The 25,137-nt window shown below is 67.5% G+C and carries 24 protein-coding genes; 5 read left to right on the top strand and 19 right to left on the bottom strand.

The features are described from left to right. Nucleotides 1-10: 10 nt before the first annotated feature. The 10 genes from V3328_RS10445 to katG all read right to left on the bottom strand — a co-directional run bounded on the left by V3328_RS10445 (nucleotide 11) and on the right by katG (nucleotide 10,442). Complete coding sequence (locus tag V3328_RS10445; RefSeq protein WP_340329595.1) at nucleotides 11-679, bottom strand: DNA-3-methyladenine glycosylase I; 669 nt, start codon at nucleotides 677-679, stop codon at nucleotides 11-13. Between the two features lie 86 nt (nucleotides 680-765). Next, complete coding sequence (locus V3328_RS10450) at nucleotides 766-1,398, bottom strand: LysE family translocator (protein WP_340329596.1); 633 nt, start codon at nucleotides 1,396-1,398, stop codon at nucleotides 766-768. 62 nt (nucleotides 1,399-1,460) lie between these two features. Then, a complete protein-coding gene (locus V3328_RS10455; protein WP_340329597.1) occupies nucleotides 1,461-1,973 on the bottom strand; it encodes an OsmC family protein in 513 nt (170 codons plus the stop codon). Nucleotides 1,974-2,027: 54 nt separating this feature from the next. Then, complete coding sequence (cls, locus tag V3328_RS10460) at nucleotides 2,028-3,470, bottom strand: cardiolipin synthase (RefSeq protein WP_340329598.1); 1,443 nt, start codon at nucleotides 3,468-3,470, stop codon at nucleotides 2,028-2,030. 131 nt (nucleotides 3,471-3,601) lie between these two features. Continuing rightward, a complete protein-coding gene (locus V3328_RS10465) occupies nucleotides 3,602-4,402 on the bottom strand; it encodes a COG3904 family protein (RefSeq protein WP_340329599.1) in 801 nt (266 codons plus the stop codon). Then, the gene (locus V3328_RS10470) at nucleotides 4,399-5,745 is read right to left on the bottom strand and encodes a hypothetical protein (protein WP_340329600.1); all 1,347 of its coding nucleotides are present in this window, start codon (nucleotides 5,743-5,745) and stop codon (nucleotides 4,399-4,401) included. The genes V3328_RS10465 and V3328_RS10470 overlap by 4 nt, the downstream gene beginning before the upstream one ends. A gap of 111 nt (nucleotides 5,746-5,856) precedes the next feature. Then, nucleotides 5,857-6,684: an alpha/beta hydrolase gene (locus V3328_RS10475; protein WP_340329601.1), complete on the bottom strand. Its 828-nt coding sequence runs from the start codon at nucleotides 6,682-6,684 to the stop codon at nucleotides 5,857-5,859. Nucleotides 6,685-6,763: 79 nt separating this feature from the next. Next, nucleotides 6,764-7,369, bottom strand: coding sequence for a 3-isopropylmalate dehydratase small subunit (gene leuD, locus V3328_RS10480; RefSeq protein ID WP_340329602.1), 606 nt, complete (start codon nucleotides 7,367-7,369; stop codon nucleotides 6,764-6,766). Between the two features lie 117 nt (nucleotides 7,370-7,486). Next, a complete protein-coding gene (locus V3328_RS10485) occupies nucleotides 7,487-8,050 on the bottom strand; it encodes a hypothetical protein (protein ID WP_340329603.1) in 564 nt (187 codons plus the stop codon). A 205-nt stretch (nucleotides 8,051-8,255) separates the two neighbouring features. Then, nucleotides 8,256-10,442, bottom strand: coding sequence for a catalase/peroxidase HPI (katG, locus tag V3328_RS10490; RefSeq protein WP_340329604.1), 2,187 nt, complete (start codon nucleotides 10,440-10,442; stop codon nucleotides 8,256-8,258). Nucleotides 10,443-10,753: 311 nt separating this feature from the next. Between katG and V3328_RS10495 the strand changes: the two genes are divergently transcribed. Further along, nucleotides 10,754-11,653 carry a hydrogen peroxide-inducible genes activator gene (locus tag V3328_RS10495; RefSeq protein ID WP_340329605.1) on the top strand — a complete coding sequence of 300 codons (900 nt, stop codon included), beginning with the start codon at nucleotides 10,754-10,756 and terminating at the stop codon, nucleotides 11,651-11,653. Nucleotides 11,654-11,664: 11 nt separating this feature from the next. Here the strand turns inward: V3328_RS10495 and V3328_RS10500 are convergent, their stop codons facing one another. The 3 genes from V3328_RS10500 to V3328_RS10510 are packed head-to-tail and all read right to left on the bottom strand — an operon-like array spanning nucleotide 11,665 to nucleotide 14,892. Continuing rightward, a complete protein-coding gene (locus tag V3328_RS10500; protein WP_340329606.1) occupies nucleotides 11,665-12,465 on the bottom strand; it encodes an SDR family NAD(P)-dependent oxidoreductase in 801 nt (266 codons plus the stop codon). An 11-nt stretch (nucleotides 12,466-12,476) separates the two neighbouring features. After that, nucleotides 12,477-13,493: a cytochrome d ubiquinol oxidase subunit II gene (gene cydB / locus V3328_RS10505; RefSeq protein WP_340329607.1), complete on the bottom strand. Its 1,017-nt coding sequence runs from the start codon at nucleotides 13,491-13,493 to the stop codon at nucleotides 12,477-12,479. 4 nt (nucleotides 13,494-13,497) lie between these two features. Beyond that, nucleotides 13,498-14,892 (bottom strand): cytochrome ubiquinol oxidase subunit I, encoded by a 1,395-nt coding sequence (locus V3328_RS10510; RefSeq protein ID WP_340329608.1) that lies wholly within the window; start codon nucleotides 14,890-14,892, stop codon nucleotides 13,498-13,500. 229 nt (nucleotides 14,893-15,121) lie between these two features. Here V3328_RS10510 and V3328_RS10515 point away from each other — a divergent pair, with 229 nt between their 5' ends. After that, nucleotides 15,122-15,880 (top strand): SDR family oxidoreductase, encoded by a 759-nt coding sequence (locus tag V3328_RS10515; RefSeq protein ID WP_340329609.1) that lies wholly within the window; start codon nucleotides 15,122-15,124, stop codon nucleotides 15,878-15,880. A 102-nt stretch (nucleotides 15,881-15,982) separates the two neighbouring features. Here V3328_RS10515 and V3328_RS10520 read toward each other — a convergent pair whose 3' ends face one another. From V3328_RS10520 to V3328_RS10535, 4 genes are all read right to left on the bottom strand, one after another. Beyond that, a complete protein-coding gene (locus V3328_RS10520; protein ID WP_340329610.1) occupies nucleotides 15,983-16,549 on the bottom strand; it encodes an ABC-type transport auxiliary lipoprotein family protein in 567 nt (188 codons plus the stop codon). 81 nt (nucleotides 16,550-16,630) lie between these two features. Next, nucleotides 16,631-17,959 (bottom strand): MlaD family protein, encoded by a 1,329-nt coding sequence (locus tag V3328_RS10525; protein WP_340329611.1) that lies wholly within the window; start codon nucleotides 17,957-17,959, stop codon nucleotides 16,631-16,633. Nucleotides 17,960-17,972: 13 nt separating this feature from the next. Beyond that, nucleotides 17,973-18,857: an ABC transporter ATP-binding protein gene (locus V3328_RS10530; protein WP_340329612.1), complete on the bottom strand. Its 885-nt coding sequence runs from the start codon at nucleotides 18,855-18,857 to the stop codon at nucleotides 17,973-17,975. A gap of 10 nt (nucleotides 18,858-18,867) precedes the next feature. Continuing rightward, nucleotides 18,868-20,004, bottom strand: coding sequence for an ABC transporter permease (locus V3328_RS10535; protein WP_340329613.1), 1,137 nt, complete (start codon nucleotides 20,002-20,004; stop codon nucleotides 18,868-18,870). Between the two features lie 154 nt (nucleotides 20,005-20,158). Between V3328_RS10535 and dgcN the strand changes: the two genes are divergently transcribed. Together dgcN and dgcA are read left to right on the top strand one after the other, a co-directional pair. Beyond that, a complete protein-coding gene (dgcN, locus tag V3328_RS10540; RefSeq protein WP_340329614.1) occupies nucleotides 20,159-21,172 on the top strand; it encodes an N-acetyltransferase DgcN in 1,014 nt (337 codons plus the stop codon). After that, a complete protein-coding gene (dgcA, locus tag V3328_RS10545) occupies nucleotides 21,169-22,152 on the top strand; it encodes an N-acetyl-D-Glu racemase DgcA (RefSeq protein ID WP_340329615.1) in 984 nt (327 codons plus the stop codon). Before dgcN ends, dgcA begins: the two co-directional genes overlap by 4 nt. A gap of 4 nt (nucleotides 22,153-22,156) precedes the next feature. Here the strand turns inward: dgcA and V3328_RS10550 are convergent, their stop codons facing one another. Next, nucleotides 22,157-23,326, bottom strand: coding sequence for an MFS transporter (locus tag V3328_RS10550; protein WP_340329616.1), 1,170 nt, complete (start codon nucleotides 23,324-23,326; stop codon nucleotides 22,157-22,159). 25 nt (nucleotides 23,327-23,351) lie between these two features. Between V3328_RS10550 and V3328_RS10555 the strand changes: the two genes are divergently transcribed. Then, a complete protein-coding gene (locus V3328_RS10555) occupies nucleotides 23,352-24,119 on the top strand; it encodes a hypothetical protein (protein ID WP_340329617.1) in 768 nt (255 codons plus the stop codon). Here V3328_RS10555 and V3328_RS10560 read toward each other — a convergent pair. Then, nucleotides 24,116-25,117 carry a threonine ammonia-lyase gene (locus V3328_RS10560; RefSeq protein ID WP_340329618.1) on the bottom strand — a complete coding sequence of 334 codons (1,002 nt, stop codon included), beginning with the start codon at nucleotides 25,115-25,117 and terminating at the stop codon, nucleotides 24,116-24,118. The two genes, V3328_RS10555 and V3328_RS10560, sit on opposite strands and share 4 nt — an antisense overlap. Between the last annotated feature and the right edge of the window lie 20 nt (nucleotides 25,118-25,137).

The following is a 25,137-nucleotide window of genomic DNA, read 5'->3' on the forward strand; positions in this document are numbered from 1 at the left end:
GCCGGCGATGTCACGGTGCTGAGGACAACTGCGCGCCTTGCCCCGGCCGCTCGAACGCCGTGCGCTCGGCCTCCACCGCCGCCCGGCAATGGCAGCCTTCCAGATGATCGTTGACCAGTCCCATCGCCTGCATGAAGGAGTAGACCGTCGTCGGCCCCACGAAACTCCAGCCGCGCTTCTTCAGTTCCTTCGACAATGCCGTCGATTGGGGCGTCTTCGCCATCTCCCTGAGTGCGGCATGGTTTACTCGAGCGGGCCGATCTGCGGCGGCGGGCTCGAACGTCCAGACGAACGCCGCGATCGACCCGGCCTCCTTCCTGAGTTCCAGTGCCCGCCTGGCGTTGTTGATGACCGAGACGATCTTGCCGCGATGGCGAACGATGCCGGCGTCCTGAAGCAGCCGCTCGATGTCATTGTCCCCGAAGGCCGCCACTTCATCGATGTCGAAATTCGCGAACGCGTTGCGGAAGTTCTCCCGCTTGCGGAGGATCGTGATCCACGACAGACCCGACTGGAAGCCTTCCAGGCAGAGCTTCTCGAACAGCTTGCGGTCGTCGGAAACCGGACGGCCCCACTCGGTGTCGTGGTAGTCGGCATAGAGGGCATCCGAGCCTGGCCACCAGCAGGACACCCTGCCATCCTCGCGGCGCATCAGTCCGGATGCCAGTTCGTTGCTCATCTCACCTGCCCGATTCCCGGGACCCGATCACAGCGTCCATCAGACCCCGTCCACCGAACCCCGTCAAGAACGAAGCAGGAACACTCCTATACGGGCTGCGGGCGCCGCGCCAGCGCGAGAACTACGCCGGCGGCCACAAGCGCACCACCGGATATCCGGTTCACCCAGCGCATCCGGTTCGCCGTGCCTGCCAGCGCGCCGACCCGCGAGCCGCCATAGGCGTACAGCGCGATGGCGATTGCCTCGAACACGATGAAGGCCGCGCCCATCAGCGAGATCTGCCAGACGTAGTCGCCGCCCGGCACCAGAAACTGCGGAAAGAAGGCGGTGAACGTCACGATGGCCTTGGGATTGGTTGCGGCGACGAAGAATTCGCGGCCGGCCAGTCTCGAAACCGGCTCCCTCCGGCCGATCGCAGTCAGGGCCGACATGTCGACCGGCGCCCGCAGCATCTTTACGCCGAGCCAGACGAGATAGGCCGCGCCGATCCATTTGAGCGCCGTGAAGAATGTCTCCGAGGCAGACAGCACGACGCCGAGACCGACCGCCACGAGGCCGATCATGACCGCAAAGGCGGGCAAACGGCCCAGCGCCGCTCGGAATGCATGGCCGAAGCCGAACCGTGCCCCGTTGCCCAACGCCAGGATGTTGTTGGGGCCGGGATAGATGTTGATCGCAAAGCAGGCGGGCGCGAACAGAAGCCAGAATTCGAGCGGCATGGCGGATCCTCCGGATCGCGGTCTCTAACGCGCCGTGACCGCCGCCGCAATCGTTCCGTCGATCACGACGCCGAGTTGATCCGCGCCGACAGTTCCGGCCGGTTGTTGAGCGTCTGGAACACGACGCAATAGCGCTCCGTCAGCTTGAGAAGCTGGTCGAGCTTCTCGCGGGGTACATCCGTATCGACGTCGAACGTCAGGCGGATGTCCCGAAAGCCCACGGGGGCGTCCCTGGCGACGCCCAGCGTGCCACGGAAATCGAGGTCTCCCTCCGCGCGGACCGTCGCATTGCGCATCTCGACCCCGATAGCGGTCGCGACCGCCTTCAGGGTCACCCCGGCGCAAGCGACGAGAGCCTCGAGCAGCATATCGCCTGAACACGCCTCCAGACCGCTGCCGCCGGTTGCCGGATGCAATCCCGCCGTCACCAGCGCCTTGCCGGTATCGACCTTGCAGGCGATCGCCTGGTCGTCGACCCTGCCTTCCGCCTTCAGGGTGATCACGGCCGCCCCGGGGGTTTCCCTGTAGCGGTCCTTGATTGGCGCCTGCATGGCGCGCAGTGCTTCGCCGTCCATTTCTGCCTCCGTTCGGTTGGATGCCATACTGGCAGGTCGCGGCCTGCCGGCCCCTCACAACAGCGGGCTGACGAGCCTGACGGTGTTGTCGATGAGGCGCTGATAATACGGCCTGGCGCGCCAGGCATCCGGGTCCAACTGGTTGGAGGCGGCGATATAGCGCGCCTGCAGGTCGCGCAGCGCGGTGGCGAACTCGCGGCAATAGACGAACATCGACACCTCGTAGTTCAGCCAGAGGCTGCGCATGTCCAGATTGACCGTTCCGAACATCGACAGGCAGCCGTCCACGGTGATCGACTTGGTGTGCAGCAATCCCTCGTGGAAGAGCTGGATCTTCACCCCGATATCGAGAAGCTCGTCGTAATAGGTGCGGCTGGCGTGCCGCGACAGGAAGGAATCGATCTTCTCCGGCAGGATCAGGGTCACGTCGACCCCGCGTCCCGCCGCACCGCGCAAGGCCCGCAGCAGCGACTCGTCGGGCACGAAATACGGCGTCGTCAGGATCAGTTCCTCGCGCGCCGCGTTGATCAGCGCCAGCAGCATCAGGAGCAGGCCGTCCTCGGTCTCGCCGGGGCCGGAGGCGACCACCTGGATGTGCGTATTGCCGCGCGGGCGGGTCAGCTTGAGGCCCGTGCTTTCGACGATGTCGCGGATCGAATCCCCGGTCTCGAGCACCCAGTCGCCGACCACGGTTGCGGCAAGGATCGGCACCGCCGGACCTTCGATGCGGGCCATGGCGTCGGTCCATTCGCCGACGCCGGCATCCTGCTTGAAGAACCGCGGATCGACCATGTTCATGCTGCCGGTCCAGCCGATCTCGCCGTCGATCACGACGATCTTGCGATGGAGCCTGAGATCGGCCCGGCCGAACAGGGTGCGGAACAGTCCGACCGGCAGGGCCGGAACCACCTCGACGCCGGCCTCGCGCAGCAGCCGCGGCTGCTCGCTGCGCCACCACGGACGCCAGCCCAGGTCGTCGATCAGCACCCGGCAGGCGACGCCGCGGCCGGCGGCCCGGATCAGGGCGTCGTGGACCTCGTCGGCATAGCCGCCCTCGTTCCAGATGTAGAACTCCATGAAGACGCTGGTCGTGGCGTTGTCGACGTCCCGGGCGATCGCCTGGAGAATCGCGCCAGGATCGCTCAGCAGCGTGAAGTCGGAGCCGCCGACCGTGCCGGTGCCGGCCACCTGGCGGCCGAGCCTGTCCAGACCCCTGGCGGCGGGCAGGTGGTCCGTCCAGTCGACTTCCGCCAGCCCTTCCCGGACGGCCTCCTCGCTCAGGTGGCGGTAGCGGGCGCGCAGATGGCCGAGGCCCCTCGCCCGCTTGCCGCCGATGCGGCGCTCGCCGATCAGCAGGTAGGCCGCCGCGCCGCCGAACGGCACGGCCATCACCAGGAACAGCCAGGACAGCGCCACCCCCGTCGGCGGGCGCTTCATGATCACCCGCACCGTGATCGCCAGCACCAGCGTGACGTGCAGGATGGTGGTCAGCGTCACCGACTGGGCGGCCGTGAGGATTGAGGAGAAGTCGAACAGGGCGGTCGCTCCCGGCAGGATGGTCCGGTGCGCACGCTATACGTTCGGGGGAGGCCGTCAAAGTGGCAAACGCCATCGGAACGGCTGCAGGATCAGCCGGACGGCGCGATGCCGGTGGCGAGCCTGAGCTCCAGGAGTTCGTCGGGGGTGAAGTAGAACAGCTCGTCCTTCGGCGTCTCCATGGCGTGGATCCAGACGCGCGGATCGACGCCCATGTCGAGCAGGAAGCGCTGGCATTCGGCGGAGACGCGCTGGGCGTTGTCCATCCCGACCGCCGCCGACACCGCCGCCTCGCCGGCCGAATAGACCCGGTGCACGCCGACCGAGGCATCCTCGGCGACGACGCGCTCGTTGCCGCCGGCCAGCAGCAGCGGGCACGACGAGGCGCAGTAGCCGCCCGCCTCCACCGCCGTGTCGTAGCCGCCGTCGCGGATCATCCGGGCGATCTCCAGGGCGTCGCCGACCGAGCCGCCCGGGGAGTTGAGGACGACCGTCTTCACGTAGCTGCCGCGTTTCTCGATCTCCTCGGCGAATCGCGTCGCAGCCCCCGTATCGATGCCGCCCTCGAGCAGCAGCCGGCCGTCGGCAACCAGTTCGAAACGGGCGGCTTCGCGCAATGCGCCGGGCGCGGTGTCGCCAGGCCGGGCCGGCACGCCCTCGCGGATGGACGGCAGGTAGGGCTCGATCTCCGGCGCAACTCCCGGAACGGCGGGATCGACGAACTCGTCGGCCTGCTCGCGCATCTCGCTCAGGTCGGTCGCCAGCACCACGACGGTCGCCACCAGCAGCCCGCGGAACGCCCATTTCAGGATCGTCTCGTCGGGCCGATCCCTCAGCCAGCGCCGGAACCGGCCCTGGCCAGGGCGGTCGCCGTGATGACCGGCGAGGCTCATTCCTTCTTCGCCGACCGTCCGGACGCCAGCGGCGTCACGACCCCGGACTTGGCGTCCGGCGGCGTTGACGTGACGTCTGGCGCGTTTTCGGACACCGACTCGTCGGACGTGGCGTCGACCTCGCGGGCCGTCGCGGGGGCGGTCGGCAGCAGGTCGGGACCTCCCCGCACCAGGCGCGTTTCGCCGTCGACCTCGCGCAGGATGCGCACCGCCGTCAGCAGGTCGGCGGCCGACATGGTCGTGGCGTCCGCGACCGGTTCGTCCTCGCGGCGGATGCCGGCATGAACGACGCAGAGGATCAGGATGAGCACGGCGGGCATCAGGTCGATCGAGATCGCACCGGCCCAGCTCGGCAGGAAATCCGGGGCGTAGCGCAACACCGCCTCGGCCGTCGACAGCGGCTCGAACCGCTCCGGCCGGACCGGTTCGGCGGCGAGGATCTGCTCGGCGGCGGCGGCAAGCACCCGCGACTGGGCGGCGACCGCCTCCTCGACATTGCCGACGATCGCCGTCTGCCGGGCGGCCAGGTCGCCTGTTCCGCCGTCCGCGATCGGCGCGATGAAACCGCCTGCCAGGTCTTCGGCCGCCCGCTTCACCGCCGGGGCGACCGAGGTCTGCTGCAGAGAGGCGATGACGCCCATCAGCGCCATCGATTCGGCGGCGAAGGCATCGCTGCGCGGATTTATCGGGCCGCGCGCCGAGACGAGTTCGCGCATCCTGGCGATGTGCGCGCTGCCCTCGTCGTACAGTTCGGCCACCTGCCCGGCGGACTGTTCGATCTCCGCGGCCAGCCCGTCGACCTGGCGCGACATCTGGGTCAGGAGCTGCACCACCGTGCCGGACCCCGACGTCCCGGTCAGCGACCCCTGCCGCTGCTCGTCCTCCGCGAGCTGTGCGAAGCGCAGCGAGGCCATCTGGATGTCGGGAAGCAGGCTCTGGGCGGCGAGCGCATTGTTGTGCGCGCGGTCCAAATCGGTGGCGAAGCTCTCAAGCTTGTTGGCGAGGTGCTGCTCCAGCGCGGCGGAGCCCGCAAGCGCGGCAGCGTTTAGCCACGACGACATGGCGATGATCATCGCCGATCCGAGGATCATCGCGAGCACCAGCAGGCCGCGGCTGACCGCGTCGCGGACGTGCGGCATGAACCGCATCAGGTACGACCAGAACGCGTAGATTCCGATCGACACCGCGGCCGAGTAGATGATCGCGGCAAAGAACACGAGCGTCGCCGACCCGTCCAGCAGCTCGCGCACTCCGAGATAGGTGTAGACGCCACTCGCCAGCGCCAGCACGCCGAGCGTGACCTTGGTCGTGACGTCGAGACTGGTTACGGCCTTGCGCAGCATGATTCCCGTCCTTGCCGGCCCCGTTTCGGATTCCACCTAAGATGCCGCACCAATTGGCGGAGACAATGAGGTCGGACTGTGGCACGCCAATTACCCGGCGAACGCCCGCGGCTACAGGACCTCCGCCAGGAAGGCGGCGAGGCCGTCGGTATAACGCCGGCCGCTGACCAGGAACCCGTCGTTGTGCCCGCCTTCGATCTCCAGAAAGCGCTTCGGCGCGCTCGCAGCCTCGTACAGCGCCTGGCCGTCGGCGAACGGAATGATCTCGTCGCCACGGCTGTGCACGATCATGACCGGGCTGCGTATCGACCTTACATGGTCGATCGTCGGAAACTTTAACCTGCTGAGGGTGCGGACCGGGAGCCACGGATACATCCTCGCGCCGAGATCGGGAACCGACACGAAGCCGCTCTCGAGGATGACGCCCGCGGGCTTCCTGTCCGCGGCCAGCCTCGCAGCGACCGAAGCGCCGAGAGAGCGGCCGAAAATGACTATTTTTTCCGGCGCGGTCTCACGGTGCTCGACGAGGTATCGCCAGGCGGCTTCCGCATCCCTGCCAAGCCCGGCTTCGGACGGGCTGCCCTCGCTTCGCCCGTAGCCCCGATAGTCGATCAGCAGGACGTCGAGGTCCAGCTCGTGGAAGATCCGCACCGACTCCAGACGATGCGAAATGTTGCCGGCATTGCCATGGAAGAACAGCAGGACCCCGCGCGGCGCCACTGCCGGAACATACCACCCGTCCAGCAGGATGCCATCCGCCGTACGGATGGCAACCGGTTCGAAGGCAAGCCCGATGTCACCGGGATCGGCCTCGATCGAACGGGTCGACACATTCGGCAGGAACAGCAGTCGCGGCTGCAGCACCAGCATCGCCGCGACGACCAGGCCATACGAAACCAGCGCGCCGACGAGAACGTAGAGGAGCGACGTCACCGACACCGGCACGCTTCAGCCCGCGACGTCGCGGCGGAACGTGCGTGCGGCCATCCGCCCCGGGAAGCCGGCGCGGCGCGGTTTCCTAAAGCCAGGGCCGGTGCTCGGCCTCCCGCTTTTCGAAGCCGGCAATCAGGTCCTCCTTCTCCATCGTCAGGCCGACATCGTCGAGGCCGTTCAGAAGGCAGTGCTTGCGGAAGGAGTCGACCTCGAAGGTGATCGATCCGCCGTCCGGACCCGAGATCGTCTGGCTCTCCAGATCGACGGTGATCATTGCGTTGGCGCCGCGGCTGGCGTCGTCGAGCAGCTTGTCGATCTCTTCCTGCGGCAGCTTGATCAGCAGCATGCCGTTCTTGAAGGAGTTGTTGAAGAAGATGTCGCCGAAGGACGGCGCGATGACGCAGCGGATGCCGAAATCCATCAGTGCCCACGGTGCGTGCTCGCGCGAGGAACCGCAGCCGAAATTCTCGCCGGCGATCAGGATCTTGGCGTTGCGATAGGCCGGCTTGTTGAGCACGAAGTCCGGATCCTCGCTGCCGTCCTCGTTAAAGCGCCGCTCGGCGAACAGGCCCTTGCTCAGACCGTCCCGGGCGATCGTCTTGAGGTACTGCTTCGGGATGATCATGTCGGTGTCGACATTGACCAGAGGCAGGGGCGCGGCGACGCCGGTGAGCGTGGTGAACTTTTCCATCGGGAACGGTCTCTTCGGATTGATCGGGGCTGTGTGATCCCTGTTTTGGGGCGCGGCGGGACGGGAATCAAGTCCCTCGTTGCATGGCCGGACTTCCGACAGGCGATCGCGCCGACTTTACCGGTACGTCTGGCCGTCCCGCGTGGCAACGGGCGATGGCGCCGAGGTCGGACGGGTGGCGGAGGCGTAGCACGCCTGAATCGCCGCGCAGCGCGCGGCCCGGTCGGGATGTTCCGCACTGCGGCTCTTGTGCGGGAAGATCCGGCACACCGCATCGATATCGGAGGGCTGCAGCCACCCCTCGGCCTTGCCGCGCTTCGCAGCGTAGCAGTCGGCCCGTTCTTCGCCCGGTCCATAGAGCTGATGGGCACACTCGTGGCTGTAGACGAACAGCCGGGTCGCCGCCGAGAGACGGTCGAGCTTCTGCGGATTGAGAATGATGAAGGCGCCGATCGAGGCGCCGTAGTCGCCGAGATCCGCCGTCAGGATCGTGCGGGCCCGCCCGCAATTGGGGATTCGCTCGCCGACCCGGAAATCCCCGGCCTCGTAGAGCGTACCGCGGAGGACGAGTTCTTCGGCCACTGCGCGCGCCGGCACGCTGCAGGCCGCAAATGCGCAGATACCCGCCGCCAGGGCACCCGAAATCAGGCCAAGCACGCTGCAATTCGCCGAGATACGCATCACACGCCGCCGAAACCCCTCGATCCGCTCCGACCATAGCGTGGCCCGAGGCTTGCGGAAAAGGGGCAATTCTTCGCGGTGGCGAAGTCAGCGCCGAGAAATCCGCGCCGACAACAGGCGGGCGCGGCTCGCAGGAAACCGCGCGCCCCTGGGGGCGCGCGGTGGCGAGGGAAGGGTTGCATACCCTTCCCCGTCTCGATAGCTGCTAGCGGGCGTCGGCGATGTCGAACCGGTCGGCGTTCATCACCTTGTTCCAGGCTGCGACGAAGTCCTTCACGAACTTCTCCCGGGAGTCGGAGCACGCATAGACCTCGGCGAAAGCGCGCAGCTGCGAATGCGCCCCGAAGATGAGGTCGACACGGGTCGCGGTCCATTTGCGCTCGCCGGTCTTGCGGTCGATTCCCTCGTATGTGCCGTCGCCGAGGTCCTTCCACTTGGTCGCCATCGTCAGCAGGTTGAGGAAGAAGTCGTTCGTCAGCATGCCCGGCGTCTTCGTGAAGACGCCGTGCTCGGAGCCGCCGGTGTTGGCGCCCAGCACACGTAAGCCCCCGAGCAGAACCGTCATCTCCGGTGCTGTCAGCCCCAGGAGTTCGGCCCGGTCGACCAGCGCCTCTTCGGGCATCATGAACTCCTTGCCGCTCGAATAGTTGCGGAACCCGTCGGCCCGCGGCTCGAGCGCCTGGAAGGATTCCACGTCGGTCTGGTCCTGTGAGGCGTCCATGCGGCCCGGCGTGAACGGGACCTTGACCTCCGTGCCCGCATCCCGGGCAGCCTTCTCGATCGCCGCGGCGCCGGCGAGCACGATGAGATCGGCCAGCGACACCTTCTTCTCGCCGGTCTGGGCGGAGTTGTAGTCCGCCTGGATCGACTCCAGCTTCTCCAGCACCCTGGCGAGACGGGCCGGCTCGTTGACCTCCCAGTCCTTCTGAGGCGCCAGGCGCACGCGTGCGCCGTTGGCGCCGCCGCGCTTGTCGGACCCCCGGAACGTCGAAGCCGACGCCCAGGCCGCCGAGACCAGATCGGACACCGACAGGCCGCTGGACAGGATCTTCGCCTTCAGGTCGGCGATGTCCTGCTCGCTGACCAGTTCATGATCGATCGCCGGGATCGGATCCTGCCAGATCAGCGTCTCCTTCGGCACGAGCGGGCCGAGGTAGCGCTGGATCGGACCCATGTCGCGATGGGTCAGCTTGAACCAGGCCCGGGCGAAGGCGTCGGCGAACTCGTCGAAGTTCTCGTGGAAGCGCCGCGAGATCTTCTCGTAGGCCGGATCGAAGCGCAGCGACAGGTCCGTGGTGAGCATCGTCGGCCGGCGGAACTTCGAGGGATCGTGCGCGTAGGGGATCGACTCCGGAGCGTTCTTTGCCACCCACTGCTTGGCGCCGGCAGGGCTCTCGGTGAGCTCCCACTCGAAGCCGAACAGGTTGTCGAAGAACAGGTTGCTCCACTTGGTCGGGGTCTGCGTCCAGGTGACTTCGGGACCACCGGTGATGGTGTCGTCGCCAAAGCCCGTGCCGTAGCCGTTGCTCCAGCCCAGGCCCTGGTCCTCGATCTCGGCGCCTTCGGGATCGGGCCCGATCAGCGAGGGATCGCCGGCCCCATGGGTCTTGCCGAACGAGTGGCCGCCGGCGATCAGCGCGACGGTTTCCTCGTCGTTCATCGCCATGCGCCGGAACGTTTCGCGGATGTCCCGTGCGGCGGCGATCGGGTCCGGATTGCCGTTGGGGCCTTCCGGATTGACGTAGATAAGACCCATCTGCACGGCCGCCAGCGGCTCGGCGAGCTGACGTTCGCCGCTGTAGCGCTCGTCGCCGAGCCAGGTGCCCTCCGGCCCCCAGAAAAGCTCCTCCGGCTCCCAGACGTCCTCGCGGCCGCCGGCAAAGCCGAATGTCTTGAAGCCCATCGATTCAAGCGCGACGTTGCCGGCCAGGATCATCAGGTCCGCCCAGGAGATCTTGCGGCCGTACTTCTGCTTGATCGGCCAGAGCAGGCGGCGCGCCTTGTCCAGGTTGGCGTTGTCCGGCCAGCTGTTGAGCGGTGCGAAGCGCTGCTGCCCCGCACCGGCGCCGCCGCGTCCGTCGGTGATGCGATAGGTGCCGGCGCTGTGCCATGCCATCCGGATGAACAGGCCGCCGTAATGGCCGAAGTCTGCCGGCCACCACTCCTGCGAGTCCGTCATCAGCGCGTGCAGGTCGGCGATCACGGCATCGAGGTCGAGGCTCTTGAACTCCGCCGCGTAGTCGAAGTCCTTGTCCATCGGGTCGGACAGGTCGGAATTCTTGTGGAGCATCTCGACATCGAGCTGCTCCGGCCACCAGTCGGCGTTGCGCCGTCCGCGCCTACCGCCGGAAAACGGGCATCCGCCTGTGCCGTCGTCAGTTTTCGCGTCCATGTCTCTCTCCGATCATGTTCTCTGTGCGTCGATCCGGTGCGTTGGGAACGACCGCCGTTCCTGGCAATCCATACCGGCCCAATCCGGGAGGGGCGCCCGCGCTACGGGTGAAGCGGTGCCTGCAGCGATCGGGCTCTCGGCTGACGCGGCCAGGGTCCGAGCTCCTGCGACGGAACAACGGGACCCTCTCACCGGATGGAAACCGTATCGCGCGGACGCCTCCCTGATTTGAAGCGTTCTAAGGTGATATTGACCCGAGCGTCCAATCAGCGCAAATTGGAAAATCAGAATAATCGATAAGATTAACTGATATGCCAACCCTCAAGCAGTTCAAGTACCTGGATGCGCTGGACCGCGAGCGGCACTACGCCCGCGCCGCGGCATCCTGCCACATCAGCCAGCCGGCGCTCTCCATGCAGATCAAGGAACTGGAGACCGAACTCGGCATCGGGCTGGTCGAACGCGGCCGGGGAAGCCTCGCGCTGACCACTGCCGGCAAGGAGATCGTCAGGCGCGCCCGCTCGATCCTGCGGGCGACCGACGACTTGGTCGACTACGCCCGCCAGGCGGACAGACCGTTGTCGGGCGGCCTGCGGCTCGGCGTCATCCCGACGATCGCCCCCTATCTCCTGCCCCGGGCCCTGCCGCTCATCCGGACGCGGTTCCCCGACATCGCGCTCGAGCTTCGCGAGGCGCAGACCAGCCGCCTGCTCGATGATCTGACCCGGGGCCAGCTCGACCTGGTGCTGCTGTCGCTACCGGTCGAGGGACCGGACATCCAGACACTGCGGCTGTTCGAGGATCGTTTCCTGCTGGTGCGGCCGGCCGGCGACGCGCCCGACGAGCGCCGGCGGGTCGACCCGTCGCTCCTGGCCGACGAGCGGCTGCTGCTCCTGTCCGAGGGCCACTGCCTGCGCGACCAGGCGCTGAGCCTGTGCCAGATGGCGGATCGCGACACGCTCGGAGAACTCGGCGCCACGAGCCTCACGACGATCGTCCAGATGGTAGCCAACGGGTTCGGCGTCACGCTTGTGCCGGAGATGGCGATCGACGCGGAGCTCCGCGACGAGCGGACCGTCCTGCTCCGGTTCCGCGATCCCGAACCGAGCCGGACCATCGGCCTCGCCTGGCGGCGCACGTCGGCGCGCAAGCACGACTTCGTCACGCTCGGCCAGGCCCTGTCGGAGCTTGCCCTGCGGCGCGACGACTAGCGGCTGCGCGCTCAGTCGGCGAAGGCGATCGTCGGCAGGTCGACGATGCTGGCGCCGCCGTCCACCGTCAGCACCGCGCCGTTCACCATCGCCGCCTCGGCGCTGGCCAGGAAGCAGATCACGTTGGCCACCTCCTCCGGCGTGGCCGGGCGGCCGATCGGCACGTGTTTCGTCACCAGCGCGTAGGCCTCCTCCACCGAGGTGACGCCGAGCGCGGCCCCGGCCTGGCCGACGAGCGTCGCCATCTCCTCGTCGGCCATCTCGGAGGTCACCCAGCCGGGGCAGACGATGTTGGTGCGCACGCCCTTGCGGCCGTAGTCGCGGGCGAGCGATTTGCCGAGCCCGATGCAGGCGTGCTTCATGGTGACGTAGCCGGCCGCCTCCGGCGCGGCGGCAAGCCCTGCGATCGACGACACGATGACGATGGTGCCGCCCCGTTCGATCAGGTCGGGCAGGCATTCGCGGGCGCAGACGAAGGCGGTGTCGAGGTTGGCGCGGGCGGACTCGGCCCATGTCCGGTCGTCCATCGACACGGTCGGGCCCATCCCGTGGCCGCCGGCATTCGCGATCAGGATGTCGACCGGACCGGCCCTGGCGCGGATGTCGGCAAGCGCGGCGCGGACCGCGCCGGTATCGGCCGCGTCGGCGGCGATGGCGATGCCGCCGGTCGCCGCGGCGACGGCCTCGAGCGGTTCGCGCCTGCGCCCCAGCACCGCCACGGTTGCGCCGTCCGCCGACAGGCGCCGCGCCACCGCCGCGCCGATACCCGTGCCGCCGCCGGTGACCAGTGCCGTCCTGCCCTCGAAGCGCATCGCCGGCCGCCTCAGTGATAGCCCTCGCCGGGATGCACCTTGCCCCGGAACGTCCAGTACACGAACGCCGTGTAGCCGAGAATGACCGGCAGCATGAAGACCGCTCCGACCAAGGTGAAGATCTGGCTTTCCGGCACGGCGGCCGCATCCCAGATGGTGACGTTCGGCGGCACCATCAGCGGGAACGTCGAGATCGCAAGGCCGAGATAGGACAGCACGAACAGGCCGAGCGTTGCGAGGAACGGCATCGCCGCCCCGGCGCGTTCGAGCGACCGCCACAGCAGCAGCGCCAGCGCCGCGGTGATCAGCGGCACCGGCCACAGGTAGTAGATGTTGGGCGTCGTGAACCAGCGGTCGGCGATCCGTTCGAACCCGAAGGGCGTCCACAGGCTGACGATCGCGATGAACCCGAGCACCACCAGCAGGATCGTCCGCGACTGGCGCCGCGCCCGCTCCTCGACCTCGCCCGAGGTACGCATGATCAGCCAGGTGGCGCCCAGCAGCGCGTAGCCGCAGACGAGGCCGACGCCGCACATCACCGAGAACGGCGTCAGCCAGTCGAAGGCGCCGCCGACGAACTCGCCGTCCTCCACCGCGATGCCCTGGATCAGCCCGCCCAGGATCAGTCCCTGGCAGAAAGCGGCGATCGTCGATCCGCCTGCGAACGCGCGATCCCAGCGGCGGTGTCGCGGCTTGGAGACCCATCGGAACTCGAACGAGACGCCGCGGAAGATCAGCGACAGCAGCATCACGATCACGGGCAGGTAGAGCGCCGGCATGACGATCGCGTAGGCCTGCGGGAACGCCACCCACAGGCCGCCGCCGCCCAGCACCAGCCACGTCTCGTTGCCGTCCCAGAAGGGCGCGACGGAATTCATCATCTGGTCGCGGTCCTCTTCCTTGCGGGCGAAGGGAAAGAGGATGCCGACGCCGAGGTCGAAGCCGTCGAGCACCACGTACATCGCCACGGCGGCAGCGATCAGCCCGGCCCATATCACCGGGAGATAGAAATCGAAGGTCAGATCCATCGCCCTATCCCCTGTATGCATCCGGGCCGGCGGACCCGACTGCCGTCAGCGGCCGCGAGGGAACGCCTTCCTCGGTCTCGTCCAGCCTCTTCGGTCCTTTGTTGAGCAGCCGGTTCATGTAGTAGATCCCGAAGGAGAACACGAACCCGTAGACCACCACGAACAGGGCGAGACTGGCCAGCACCGCATAGGCGGGAACGGGCGAGGCCGCGTCGACCGTCCTGAGTATCCCGGTTGCCACCCACGGCTGCCGGCCGACCTCGGTGACGATCCAGCCGCACAGCACGGCAACGAAGCCGGCCGGCCACATATATGAGGCGACCTTGAGGAACAGCCGGCTGCTCTCCAGCCGTCCGCGCCACCACAAGAAGCCGCCGGCCCACGCGACGATGATCATCAGGATCCCGATTCCGACCATGATCCGGAATCCGAAGAACGGTCCCCACAGCGGCGGCCGGTCCTCCGGCGGAAACGCCTTGAGGCCGGGGAAGGAGCCGGTCAGCGAGTGGGTGAGGATCAGGCTTCCCAGGTACGGAACGGCAATCTCGAAGTCGTTGCGCTCCTCGGCCTCGTTCGGCCAGGCGAACAGGATCAGCGGCACCGGTCCCGGCTCGTCAGCCGCCCAGTGGGCTTCTATCGCCGCCAGCTTGGCCGGCTGGTATTGGCCAACCTTGAGCCCGCTCTGATCGCCGACGAAGGCCTGCAGGGGCGCCAGCACGATCGCCATGCCCAGCCCCATGCGCAGCATGATCCGTCCGTATTCTAGGTGGATCCCCGCCAGCAGATAGCGCGCGCCAATCGCCAGCACCACGAAGGACGTCGTCAGGTACGCAGCCAGCAGCATGTGCGCCAGCCGCAGCGGGAAGGTCGGACTGAAGACGATCTGCAGCCAGTCCTCGGGGTAGGCGATGCCGTCACGGACGACGTGACCGACGGGATACTGCATCCAGGAGTTGGCCGACAGGATCCAGAAGGCTGAAATCATCGTCCCGACCGCCACGACAGCCGCCGACGTCACGTGCAGCCACGGCGGCACCCTGTTCCAGCCGAACAGCATGATGCCGAGGAAGGTCGCCTCCAGGAAGAACGCCGTCAGCACCTCGTAGCCGATCAGCGGCGCGACGACGTTGCCGACGACATCCGAGAAGCGGCTCCAGTTGGTGCCGAACTGGTAGGACAGCACCAGGCCGGAGACGACTCCCATCGCGAACGAGATCGCGAAGACCTTCGTCCAGAACTGCGCCAGTTCCCGGTAGCGCTCGTTGCCCGTGCGGCGCCACACCACCAGCAGCGTGGCGATCCACGCCGCAAGGCCGATGGTGAAACTCGGAAAGATGATGTGGAAGGCGATGGTGAACGCGAACTGTATGCGGGAGAGCATTACGAAGTCGAGATCCATGCCGGTCACCTCCGCACATACGATTCGCTGCAACTCAGCTTAACATGCAGCCGGGCAGGCGGCCGACAATGCGGGGTAATGTCACGGCTGGAGATCGGGCTGTCGATCTCCGCCGCGAAATCCGTCGGCCTCTTGCGCTAACTCGTCTTTGGCCTTTCAGGAAACGGGTGTCGGCGCAGCCTCGGCAGCCACTACAGATCCATGAAACGACCTTGCCGAGGAGCACATCATGGAACTGGACAACAAGACGATCATCATCACCGGCGCAAGCAGCGGAATCGGTGCCGCCGCGGCGGCCCTGTTTGCCGCTGAAGGGGCCAATGTCGTTCTCGGCGCCCGCCGGCCGGCGGAACTGGAAGCGGTCGCGGAGGCGATCAACAGGAGCAACGGCAGGGCGGTCTTCCTTGCCGGCGACGTCCGGGACGAGGACTATGCAGAAGCGCTCGTCGACCTCGCACTGACCGAGTTCGACGACCTTGACGGTGCCTTCAACAATGCCGGTATCGTGGGGGAGATGGGCCCGGTCCCATCCATGAGCGCAGACAACTGGAACGACGTCCTTTCGGTCAACCTGACCGCAGCCTATTTCGCCGCCAAGGCACAGATCCCCAGGCTGACCAGGCGCGGAGGCGGCTCGATCGTCTTCACCTCGTCCTTCGTCGGCTTCAGCAACGCCGGCCTACCCGGCATGGGAGCCTACGCGGCATCGAAGGCCGGCCTGATCGGGCTGACGCAGTCCCTGGCGTTGGACCATGCGGCAGATGGCGTCCGCGTGAATGCGCTGTTGCCGGGCGGCACCGTCACGGCGGCGGGCGGAGAAGGAAATCCGGACTTCATGGAGTTCATCGCGAACCTGCATCCCATGAAGCGAATGGCGAATGCGAAGGAGATCGCCCAGGCTGCGCTCTTCCTGTTGTCCGACAGGTCGAGCTTCATGACGGGAAGTCCGGTGATCGCCGACGGCGGCATGTCCGTGCGGCTGACCTGAGGTCCGACCTGCCGGCCGGATGACTCCGACGGTCAGCCGGCTGGTTCGCATGAACTGCTTCGGAAGGCCGCCGAGCCCTGCAGGAGCCCGCAGCCGCGCCGGTCAGATCCGGGCCAGGGTCCAGACGACGATCTCGACCGCCGCCTGCTGGAAGGCCGCGTTCATCGCATCCACCATGGCGTTGGCGTCGTTTCCTGCGACGGGCTGGCGCGCGGTGAAGATCCGCGAGTCCAGCACCCGCCCCGTCGTGTCGGACACGATGCGAACGGCAATGGAAACGACGGCCTGCCCGGCGGTGGCGTCGATCTGGAAGTCCTGAAGATCGGTCACCAGGCCGATGTCGTTCTGGACGGCGCCGCCGGGCAGCCCCACCGAGCGGACCTTGCCGGTATTCCGGAAGGCGTCGATCAGGCGTGCCTGGACGAGCTTGGGCACGCGGTCGCTCCACTGCACCTTGCCGAGATAGGTGACCTCGGTCGGCATCGGCTGCACGACGATGCGCTCGCTGTCGAGGGCGCCAACGGCGGTGGGCTCGGTGATCGCGAACTGCAGTCCGGTCGAGCCGACGTTCGCGGGAAAGCTCGTCGGGGCCTCGAGATCGAACGTCGCCGGCGGCGATTTCGGCACGAGCGCGGCACATCCGCCGACGAGCGCGACGAATGCAAGCACGACAGTCGCCCGCCACGCTACGTACACTTCAATTCCCCCTGCCCTCTACGCAACGCGTGCGCACTTGCCCTGCGCATTCTGTCAGAAACGCCGGCCCGGATTGTATTCAGGTACCGAAGATCGTCCAGACAGAAAACCCGCCGGATTGCTCTCCAGGTTCGAAAGCGCCCGATCGATGTTCGACAGGGTGCGTCGTCCTTCCGCCATGAACGACTGGAAGTCCTTTAGTCCGCCGACGCCGTACCGCTCGATCCCGGCGGTGATCGGATCGAGCTTGGAATTGAGGTTGTCGGCGAGCTTCCGGAAGGAGACGGCGGCCTCGTTTATGTTCTGTATCATGTTGCTGCCGCCTTCATCGCCGACCATTCCGTCGACCTTCTGCAACAGCGCGTCGACCCGCGCGCCTACCTTCCTGAACTCCGCGGCGGTGGCGGTCGCGTCGTCGATGAACTTGGTGATCTCCTGATCCTTGTCGGCGATCGTCGCGGTGATGCGGTCGAAATTGTCGACGGTCCGGGTGATCGCCTCCGGATTGACTGCCTGCACCACCTTCCGCACGTCGTCGGCGACGCCTTCGAGACGGCCGGCAATGTCGTTGATGCGCTGCGCGGCCTGCCCCGCATTCTCGGCCAGCACGGTCACCTTGTCGGAATTCGCCGCCAGCGCGTCCGCGAAGGTGCGAACGTCGCCAACGATCGCGCGGACCGCATCCGGCTGGATCGCTTCCACCACGGTGTTCAGGTTGGTCGCCAGCGTCTCGATCTTGCCGCCGACCTCGCTGAGGCTCTTCGCCGCCGCGCTCGCATCCGTGATGAACGAGGAGATCTTGTCGGAATTGTCGGCCAGTGCTCCCGAGAAGGTCTCCAGGTTGCGCACCGTGTTGCGGATCGACGTCTCGTTCTCGCCGATCACCGTATCGAGGCGCGTCACCACGGAATCGACCTTCGCCATGATCGACTGCGCGCCTTCCAGCAGGTCCTGGAAGGTCGACTTCTCCGCGTAGATGATCGGCGGCTCGCTGGAGTCGCCCCACGCCTCCACGAGCGGCTTGGCATCGGCCTTGGCCGTCTTGAGCTGGACGAACCCGACGCCGGTGATGCCGGTGAACTGAAGCTGCGCCGTGGTGTCGACGTTGATCGGATACTTGGGGTCGACCTGGATGAGGGCGACCACCTGCGCGGGATCGTCGACGGCCACCGACAGGTCGAGGACGTCACCGGCCTTGATGCCGTTGTAGAGGACCGACGATCCCTTGTTGAGGCCGGTCACCTCGTTGGAGAAGACCACGCGATACCGCACGTTGCCGGCGGAATCCGCGAAGGTCCCGATCCAGTAGATGAAGCCGAAGGCACCGGCGACGACCGCCAGGGTGAACAGGCCGACAATGAACGGGCTTGCCCGGATTTCCATTACTCGTACTTGCCTATTGCTGACTCATGCCGGCAGCCGTTGCGCGCGCCCGCTTGCCGTGAAAATACTCTTCTATCCACGGATCCGGATAGTTCATGACCGTTTCGAGGTCGCCGGCGACCAGGATTCGCTTCTTGCCCAGAGCGGCGATCCGGTCACAGATCGAAAACAGGCTGTCCAGGTCGTGGGTTACCATGAAAACCGTGAGACCTAAAGTGTCTCGCAACTTGGAGATCAGGTCGTCGAAGTCCGCCGCGCCGATCGGATCGAGGCCGGAGGTCGGTTCGTCGAGGAAAACCAGATCGGGATCGAGCGCCAGGGCACGCGCCAGGGCGGCGCGCTTGATCATGCCTCCCGACAGCTCGGATGGATACTTGTCGCCGGCGTCTGCCGCCAGCCCGACCATGGCGATCTTCAGCTCCGCCAGTTCGTCCATGAGGGAGGATTCGAGGCGCAGATGCTCGCGCATCGGCACCTGGACGTTCTGCTTCACCGTCAGCGACGAGAACAGGGCGCCCCCCTGGAACAGGATGCCCCACCGGCGCTCGACCGCATTGCGCTCGGCCGCCGAGGCACTGTCGATATCGGTGCCGAACATGTCGATCGTGCCGCCGCGGCGCGGCTGCAGTCCGACCAGCGTGCGCAGCAGCACCGACTTGCCGGTGCCGGATCCGCCGACGACGCCGAGGACCTCGCCGCGATAGACGTCGAGATCGAGGTTCTCCAGGATATTCGTCCGCCCGAAGCCGACGGTGATCCCGCGCCCCCTGATGACGGCGTCGCGTTCCCCGGCACCGTTTGCGACGGGCCCGGTGCCCGTGACGCCGGCACCGGCGCCCGAGCCGCTTCCCGGTGCGTTGTCCGATACGCTGAATGCCGATCCGTTGGTCGCCGCCATGCCGGGTCTCTCAGTAGTCGATTGCCGCGAAGAACATCGCGAACAGGCCGTCGAGCACGATGACCATGAAGATCGCCTTCACCACGGCCGCCGTCGTCTGGCGGCCGAGCGACTCGGCGCTCCCTTTGACCTGCATGCCTTCCAGGCAGGCGATCATCCCGATCACCAGCGCCATGAACGGCGCCTTTATGAGGCCTACGAGAAAGGTGTTCAATGCCACCGCGTTCTGGAGATACGGCAGGAAGGTCTGCGGCGTCACGTCGATGTAGATCCAGGCGGTGAGGCCGGCGCCGGCCAGCGCCGACATGTTCGCGACGAATGTCAGCAGCGGCAGCGCGATGACCAGCGCGATGAGCCGCGGCACGATCAGCACCTCGACGGGATCGAGCGCCAGCGTCCGCAGCGCATCGATCTCCTCGCGCATCTTCATCGACCCGAGTTCGGCCGTTATCGCGCTGCCCGATCGCCCGGCGATCATGATCGACGTCAACAGCACGCCCAGCTCGCGCAGGACGAGGATGCCGGCCAGGTCGATCGACAGGATCTCGGCGCCGAAGTAGCGAAGCTGGTAGGCGCCCTGCTGTTCGACGATGCCGCCGATCAGGAAGGAGATCAGCGCGATGATCGGCACCGCCCTGAGCCCCATGTACTCCAGGTGGTAGGTGATCGACGTCAGCCGCATGCGCCAGGGCCGGAACAGGAAGCCGGCCATGATCAGGACGGTCGAGCCGAGCAGCGAGCTGAGCTGCACCAGGTCGCGTCCCGACTGGATCACCGCCTCGCCGGTATCGTTGACCAGCGCCGTGACGAACGGCGCCTCGCGTCTCGGCTCGGCCGGCGGGCGGTCGGATTTCTCGACCTCCCCGATCAGGATTTCGCGCGAGGGGCCGATGCCGGTATAGACGACCTCGAGGCCGTCGTTGACCATGTTGCGGGCCGTGCGGTGGATCAGCCAGGCGCCGGCCGTGTCGAAGCGGTCGATGCCGGACAGGTCGATCGTCACGCGGCGTGTTCCCGACGGCAGCCTGGCGGCCTGCCGGATCTCGCCGTTGAGCCTTTCGGCCTCGGTCACCGTCCAGTTGCCGGATGCCGCAAGCGTCACCCCGTCGCCGGCCTGGGATGCACTGATCGCCGGTCTTTGATCCATTCCCGCCGCCTTGCGGCCCCTTTCGTGCGATTGGCCGGCCATCCCGCTTGCTAAGGATGGCCGGCCACCGATAATACGGCGCATCTTGATGTTCGTTCGCGCCCGCAGCAAGTGCGCGGGCGCCACGAAAACGACAATTCGGGGCCTAGATAGCATGGAAATCGCGCGTCCGTATCTGTTGTTCCTCGGCGATGTGCCGGACGACCTTGCCGCCAAGACGGCCTACGGGATCGTCGACTGGCGCCGCGACTGGTGCGTCGGACAGTTCCGTCTGCCCGGCTGCAAGGCCGATGCGGAGATCCCGGACATGACGATCGCCGAGGCCGTTTCGGCCGGCGCGCGCACCATGATCATCGGCGTCGTCAATGCCGGCGGCGTGCTGCCGGACCACTGGGTCGAGTCGATCGTGACGGCCATCGAGGCCGGGCTCGACATCGCCAGCGGCCTGCACATGCGTCTCGGCGAGATCGAGGCGATCGCCGAGGCCGCGCAGCGCTGCGGACGACAGCTGTTCGACGTGCGCCACAGCCGCGAGCGGTTCGCGACCGGCAAGGGAACCAAGAGGTCCGGCAAGCGGCTTCTCACGGTCGGCACCGACTGTTCGGTCGGCAAGAAATATGCCGCGCTGGCGCTGGAGAAGGGCATGCGGGATGCCGGCTTCGACGCCGATTTCCGCGCCACCGGCCAGACCGGCATCTTCATTTCCGGACGCGGCGTGTCGGTCGACGCGGTGGTGGCCGATTTCATTTCCGGCGCCGCCGAATGGCTTACGCCGGCCGCCCCCGACAGCCATTGGGACGTGGTCGAGGGCCAGGGATCGCTGTTCCACCCCTCCTTCGCCGGCGTGACCCTCGGCCTCCTGCACGGCGCCCAGCCGGACGCCTTCGTGGTCTGCCACGAACCGACCCGCACGCACATGCGCAACGTCCAGCACCCGCTGCCGACGATCGGTCAGGTGATCGAGGCGACCATCGCCTCGGGCCGGCTGACCAACCCTGCGATCCGCTGCGTCGGCATCTGCATCAACACCGAGAAGCTCGACGAGGCGGAAGCCCGCGAAATCTGCGAGCGCACCGCGACGGAATACGGCGTGCCGGCGTCCGATCCGGTCCGCTTCGGCGTCGAGGGCATCGTCGCGCGCATCGCCCGGGACTTCCCGGCGTCATGAGCGCCGCCCTCACCGTGCGCACCGAACGCTGGCCGATCGCCGGCGGCTTCACGATCTCGCGCGGCACCAAGACAGAGGCGGTCGTGGTCGTCGCTGAAATCCGCGACGGCGACGCCGTCGGCCGCGGCGAATGCGTGCCCTATGCCCGCTACGGCGAGACCGTCGAGGGCGTCGGCGACGCCATCGCGGCGGTCGCGGGCGACATCGCGGGCGGCATGACGCGCGAGCGGCTGGCGACGGCCATGCCGGCGGGCGCGGCGCGCAACGCCGTCGACTGCGCACTGTGGGACCTCGACGCCAAGCGGGCCGGCCGGCCGGCCTGGTCGCTGGCCGGGCTCGGCACGCCGAAACCGCTCGTCACCGCCTACACGCTCAGCCTCGCCAGCCCGGAAGCGATGTACGAGGCCGCCCACACCGCAAGGCACCGGCCCCTGCTCAAGGTCAAGCTCGGCGGCGCCGGCGATGCCGAGCGGATCCAGGCGGTGCGCGAGGGTGCGCCCGAGGCGCGGCTGATCCTCGATGCCAACGAAGGCTGGAAGCCGGCCGATCTGGAGCGCCTGCTCGCGGTGAGCGCTGCGGCCGGGGTCGAACTCGTCGAGCAGCCGCTGCCGGCCGACGCCGACGAGCCGCTCGCCGATATCGAGCGTCCGGTGGTCGTCTGCGCCGACGAAAGCGTCCACGACCGGGCAAGCCTGACGGGACTCGCGGCGCGTTACGACGCGGTCAACATCAAGCTGGACAAGGCCGGCGGCCTCACCGAGGCGCTGGCGATGTCGGCGGCGGCGCGTGCCGAAGGAATGAAGATCATGGTCGGCTGCATGCTGGCGACGTCGCTGGCGATGGCGCCGGCGCTGCTCGTCGCCCAGGATGCGGAGTGGGTCGACCTCGACGGACCGCTGCTGCTGGCGAAGGACCGGCAGCCGGGTCTTCGCTTCGACGGCAGCACCGTGCACCCGCCGGATGCCGAGCTCTGGGGCTAGCCGTTCAGGTGCGCCGCGGGCGGAGCGTCACCAGCAGGATGAGGCCGCCGGCCCCCGCCCAGATCGCCATCGCCGCGTAGCCGCCGCTGCCGAATGTGCGAAACAGCGGGCCTGCCGCCAGCGTCGCAGTGCCCGTCATCAGCCCGTACAGCGTGAAGAACAGCCCCTGGGCGCTGCCGGCATGGTGATCCGGGGCCTCCCGGGTCAGGTAGTTCATCGTCGCCAGATGGGTTGCTCCGAAGGTCAGGGCATGCAGCGCCTGGATCGGGAAGTACACCGCCACCGGCCATTCCGCCACCATCAGGCTCCATCGCAGGACGGCGGCGATCGCCCCGGCCGCAAACAGACCGCCGATGCCGAGCGTCGCGACGATACGGGCCGCGACCGCGAACAGGCAGACCTCGACCAGCACGCCCGTGGCCCAAAGGAATCCGACCGTCGAGGGCGAGATCCCCTGCTCCACCCAGCCGATCGTGCCGAAGGCGTAGAACATGCCGTGGCTGGACTGGATGAGCCCGGACCCGATCAGTACGGCGGCGAACCGCGGCTGCCGCAGCAGGCCGTAGAGTTCGCGCATGTTGCCGCGGACGGGCTTCTGCGCCGCGACCGGCGCATCGTCGGAAGCCGGCTCGCGGCGCGGCAGCGCGAAGGCGGCGATGGCCGTCAGGACGGCCGCGGCGTTCAGGGCCAGCAGCGCGCCGGCTCCCCCGCCGCGGGCGACGACCGCGCCCCCGATGATGTTGGCGGCAATGAAGGACAGAGATCCCCACAGTCGGATCCGTCCATAGTCGAGGGCGTAGAGCCGCGCCCCGCGCATCGCCACCGCCTCTGTGATCGGCAGCAGCGGCGTGAGGAACACGGCAACGACCGCCACTGCCGCCGCGATGACCCAGAACCCCTCGGTGAGGTGAAAGACGAAGAGCAGCGTCGCGGCCGCGACGGAGTAGATCAGGAGGGCGACCTGGCGCGCCGGCATCCGGTCGGCAAGAAAGGTCATGACGGGGATCGCGCCGAGCCGAACGACCATCGGAATCGTGAGAATCACGCTAATCTGCGTCGGGGACAGACCTCTCGATTCGATCCAGAGCGGCAGGTACGGCAGCATCAGGCCGATGATGAGGAACAGGGCCGAGTAGTAGACGGACAGGCTCCAGGCAAACCGATTTCGATCCATAGTATGACTGCTCGAGAATAAGCTCTTGAAAAAGGACGAAGAATTGCCGGTCGCGCCGGCCGCTTCGCCGGCGGAACCCGCTGGTATACAGCGGCAGCCGGACCCCGACTATGAGGCCGTCCGCGCGGCGGTGATGGAAACCGCGCGCGGCCGGTGGTTCCTCGACGAACATGCCAGACGCAATCGCATCGCCGATACCGGCACCGTGCTCGCCGCGGTGGAGCGCCTGGAACACGCCGTCCAGGGCGCGGGCCTTGCCGGGATCGAAGCAAGCCGGTCTGACATATCCGACATTTCGGCGATCCTGGCCCGGACGCGATCGCAGATGGCGGCGCTTCCCGACCTCGACCCCGGAGGCCCCACCGGCCGCGGGGCGATCTGGCGCGAGACCGTCGCGCTCAGGGCGATCAACACGATGGGCGAGGCGCTACAGCGGATCGAGGACCGCGTCAATGCCATCGCGGCGGCAACAGCGGGCGAGGACGAGACGGCCGAGCTGGCGCCGAGCGCTCGCAGCGGTACCGACGCGGCGGTCGGTCGCTTTCTCAAGGACATCGCCGCCTTTTACGCCGACGACGTCACGTGGGCGGACGAAGGCGCGGGAAGCCGGGACGCAGCGCGGCCAGGCACAGGTCCGGACCCCGGCTGTCGGACGGATCGTGCGGATCGGGACGCGGCCGTGCCGGCGCTCCCGTCGCGGCGTTTCCGGTCCGAGACCTCGGACGACCCTGTCGCAAACGCCTCGGACGGCAAGATCGTCCGGCTGCGCGAGCCCGGCAGTCGCCTGTACTAGTCCGGGCCGGCCGCGCCGACGGCCCGCGCATAGACCTCCGGATCCGCATTGCCGCCCGACAGCACGACGGCGACGGTCCTGCCCGCAGTGTCGGCCTTGCCGGCCAGGATCGCCGCGAGGCCGACGGCGCCGCCGGGCTCCACCACCAGCTTCAGTTCCCGCCACGCATAGGCCACCGCGGCCATCGCCTCGGCATCCGAGACGGCGAGGCCGCGGGTTACCCGCGACCTGTTGAGTTCGAACGTCAGTTCTCCGGGCTGGTGCGCCATCAAGGCGTCGCAGATCGATCCGGCCTTGGCCTGGTTGTGCTCGCGATTGCCGGAGCGGAACGAACGGGCGTGGTCGTCGAAGCCTTCCGGTTCCACGGTGATCACCTCGGTATCCGGCAGCAGCGACTTGACCGCAAGCGCCAGTCCGGCCGTCAGACCGCCGCCACCGCACGGCACCAGCACGATATCGGGCAGGAGCCCCATCTCGTCGGCCTGGCGAACCAGTTCCAGACCGGTCGTGCCCTGCCCGGAAATCACTCCGGCATTGTCGTAGGGCGCGACGAACACGCCGCCGGTATCGGAGACGATTGCCGCGGCAATGGCGTCGCGGTCGCCGGTGGCGCGGTCGTAGTCGACGACGCGGGCGCCGTAGGACTCGGTGCGCTGCCGCTTCAGGCGCGGCGCGTCGCTCGGCATGACGATCGTCGCCGGCACCCCGTACAGTGCCGCGGCGGCGGCGATGCCCTGGGCATGGTTGCCGGAGGAACAGGCAACGATGCCGCGCGAACGCTCCGCCTCGGGAATGCCTGAAATCGCGTTGTAGGCGCCGCGGAACTTGAAGGATCCCGTGCGCTGGAGCGTTTCGGCCTTGAACAGGACGCTGCCGCCCACTTGCGCGTCCAGCGCGGCCGAGCGGACCAGCGGCGTCCTGAACGCCACGCCCTCCAGACGCTGCGCGGCCGCCTGCACATCCGCGAAAGAGGGAACCGACTGCATTGCCGTGGTCATCTGTCCGTCCTCTATCGGTC

Source organism: Microbaculum marinum (assembly GCF_037855135.1).
Taxonomy (GTDB): domain Bacteria; phylum Pseudomonadota; class Alphaproteobacteria; order Rhizobiales; family Tepidamorphaceae; genus Microbaculum; species Microbaculum marinum.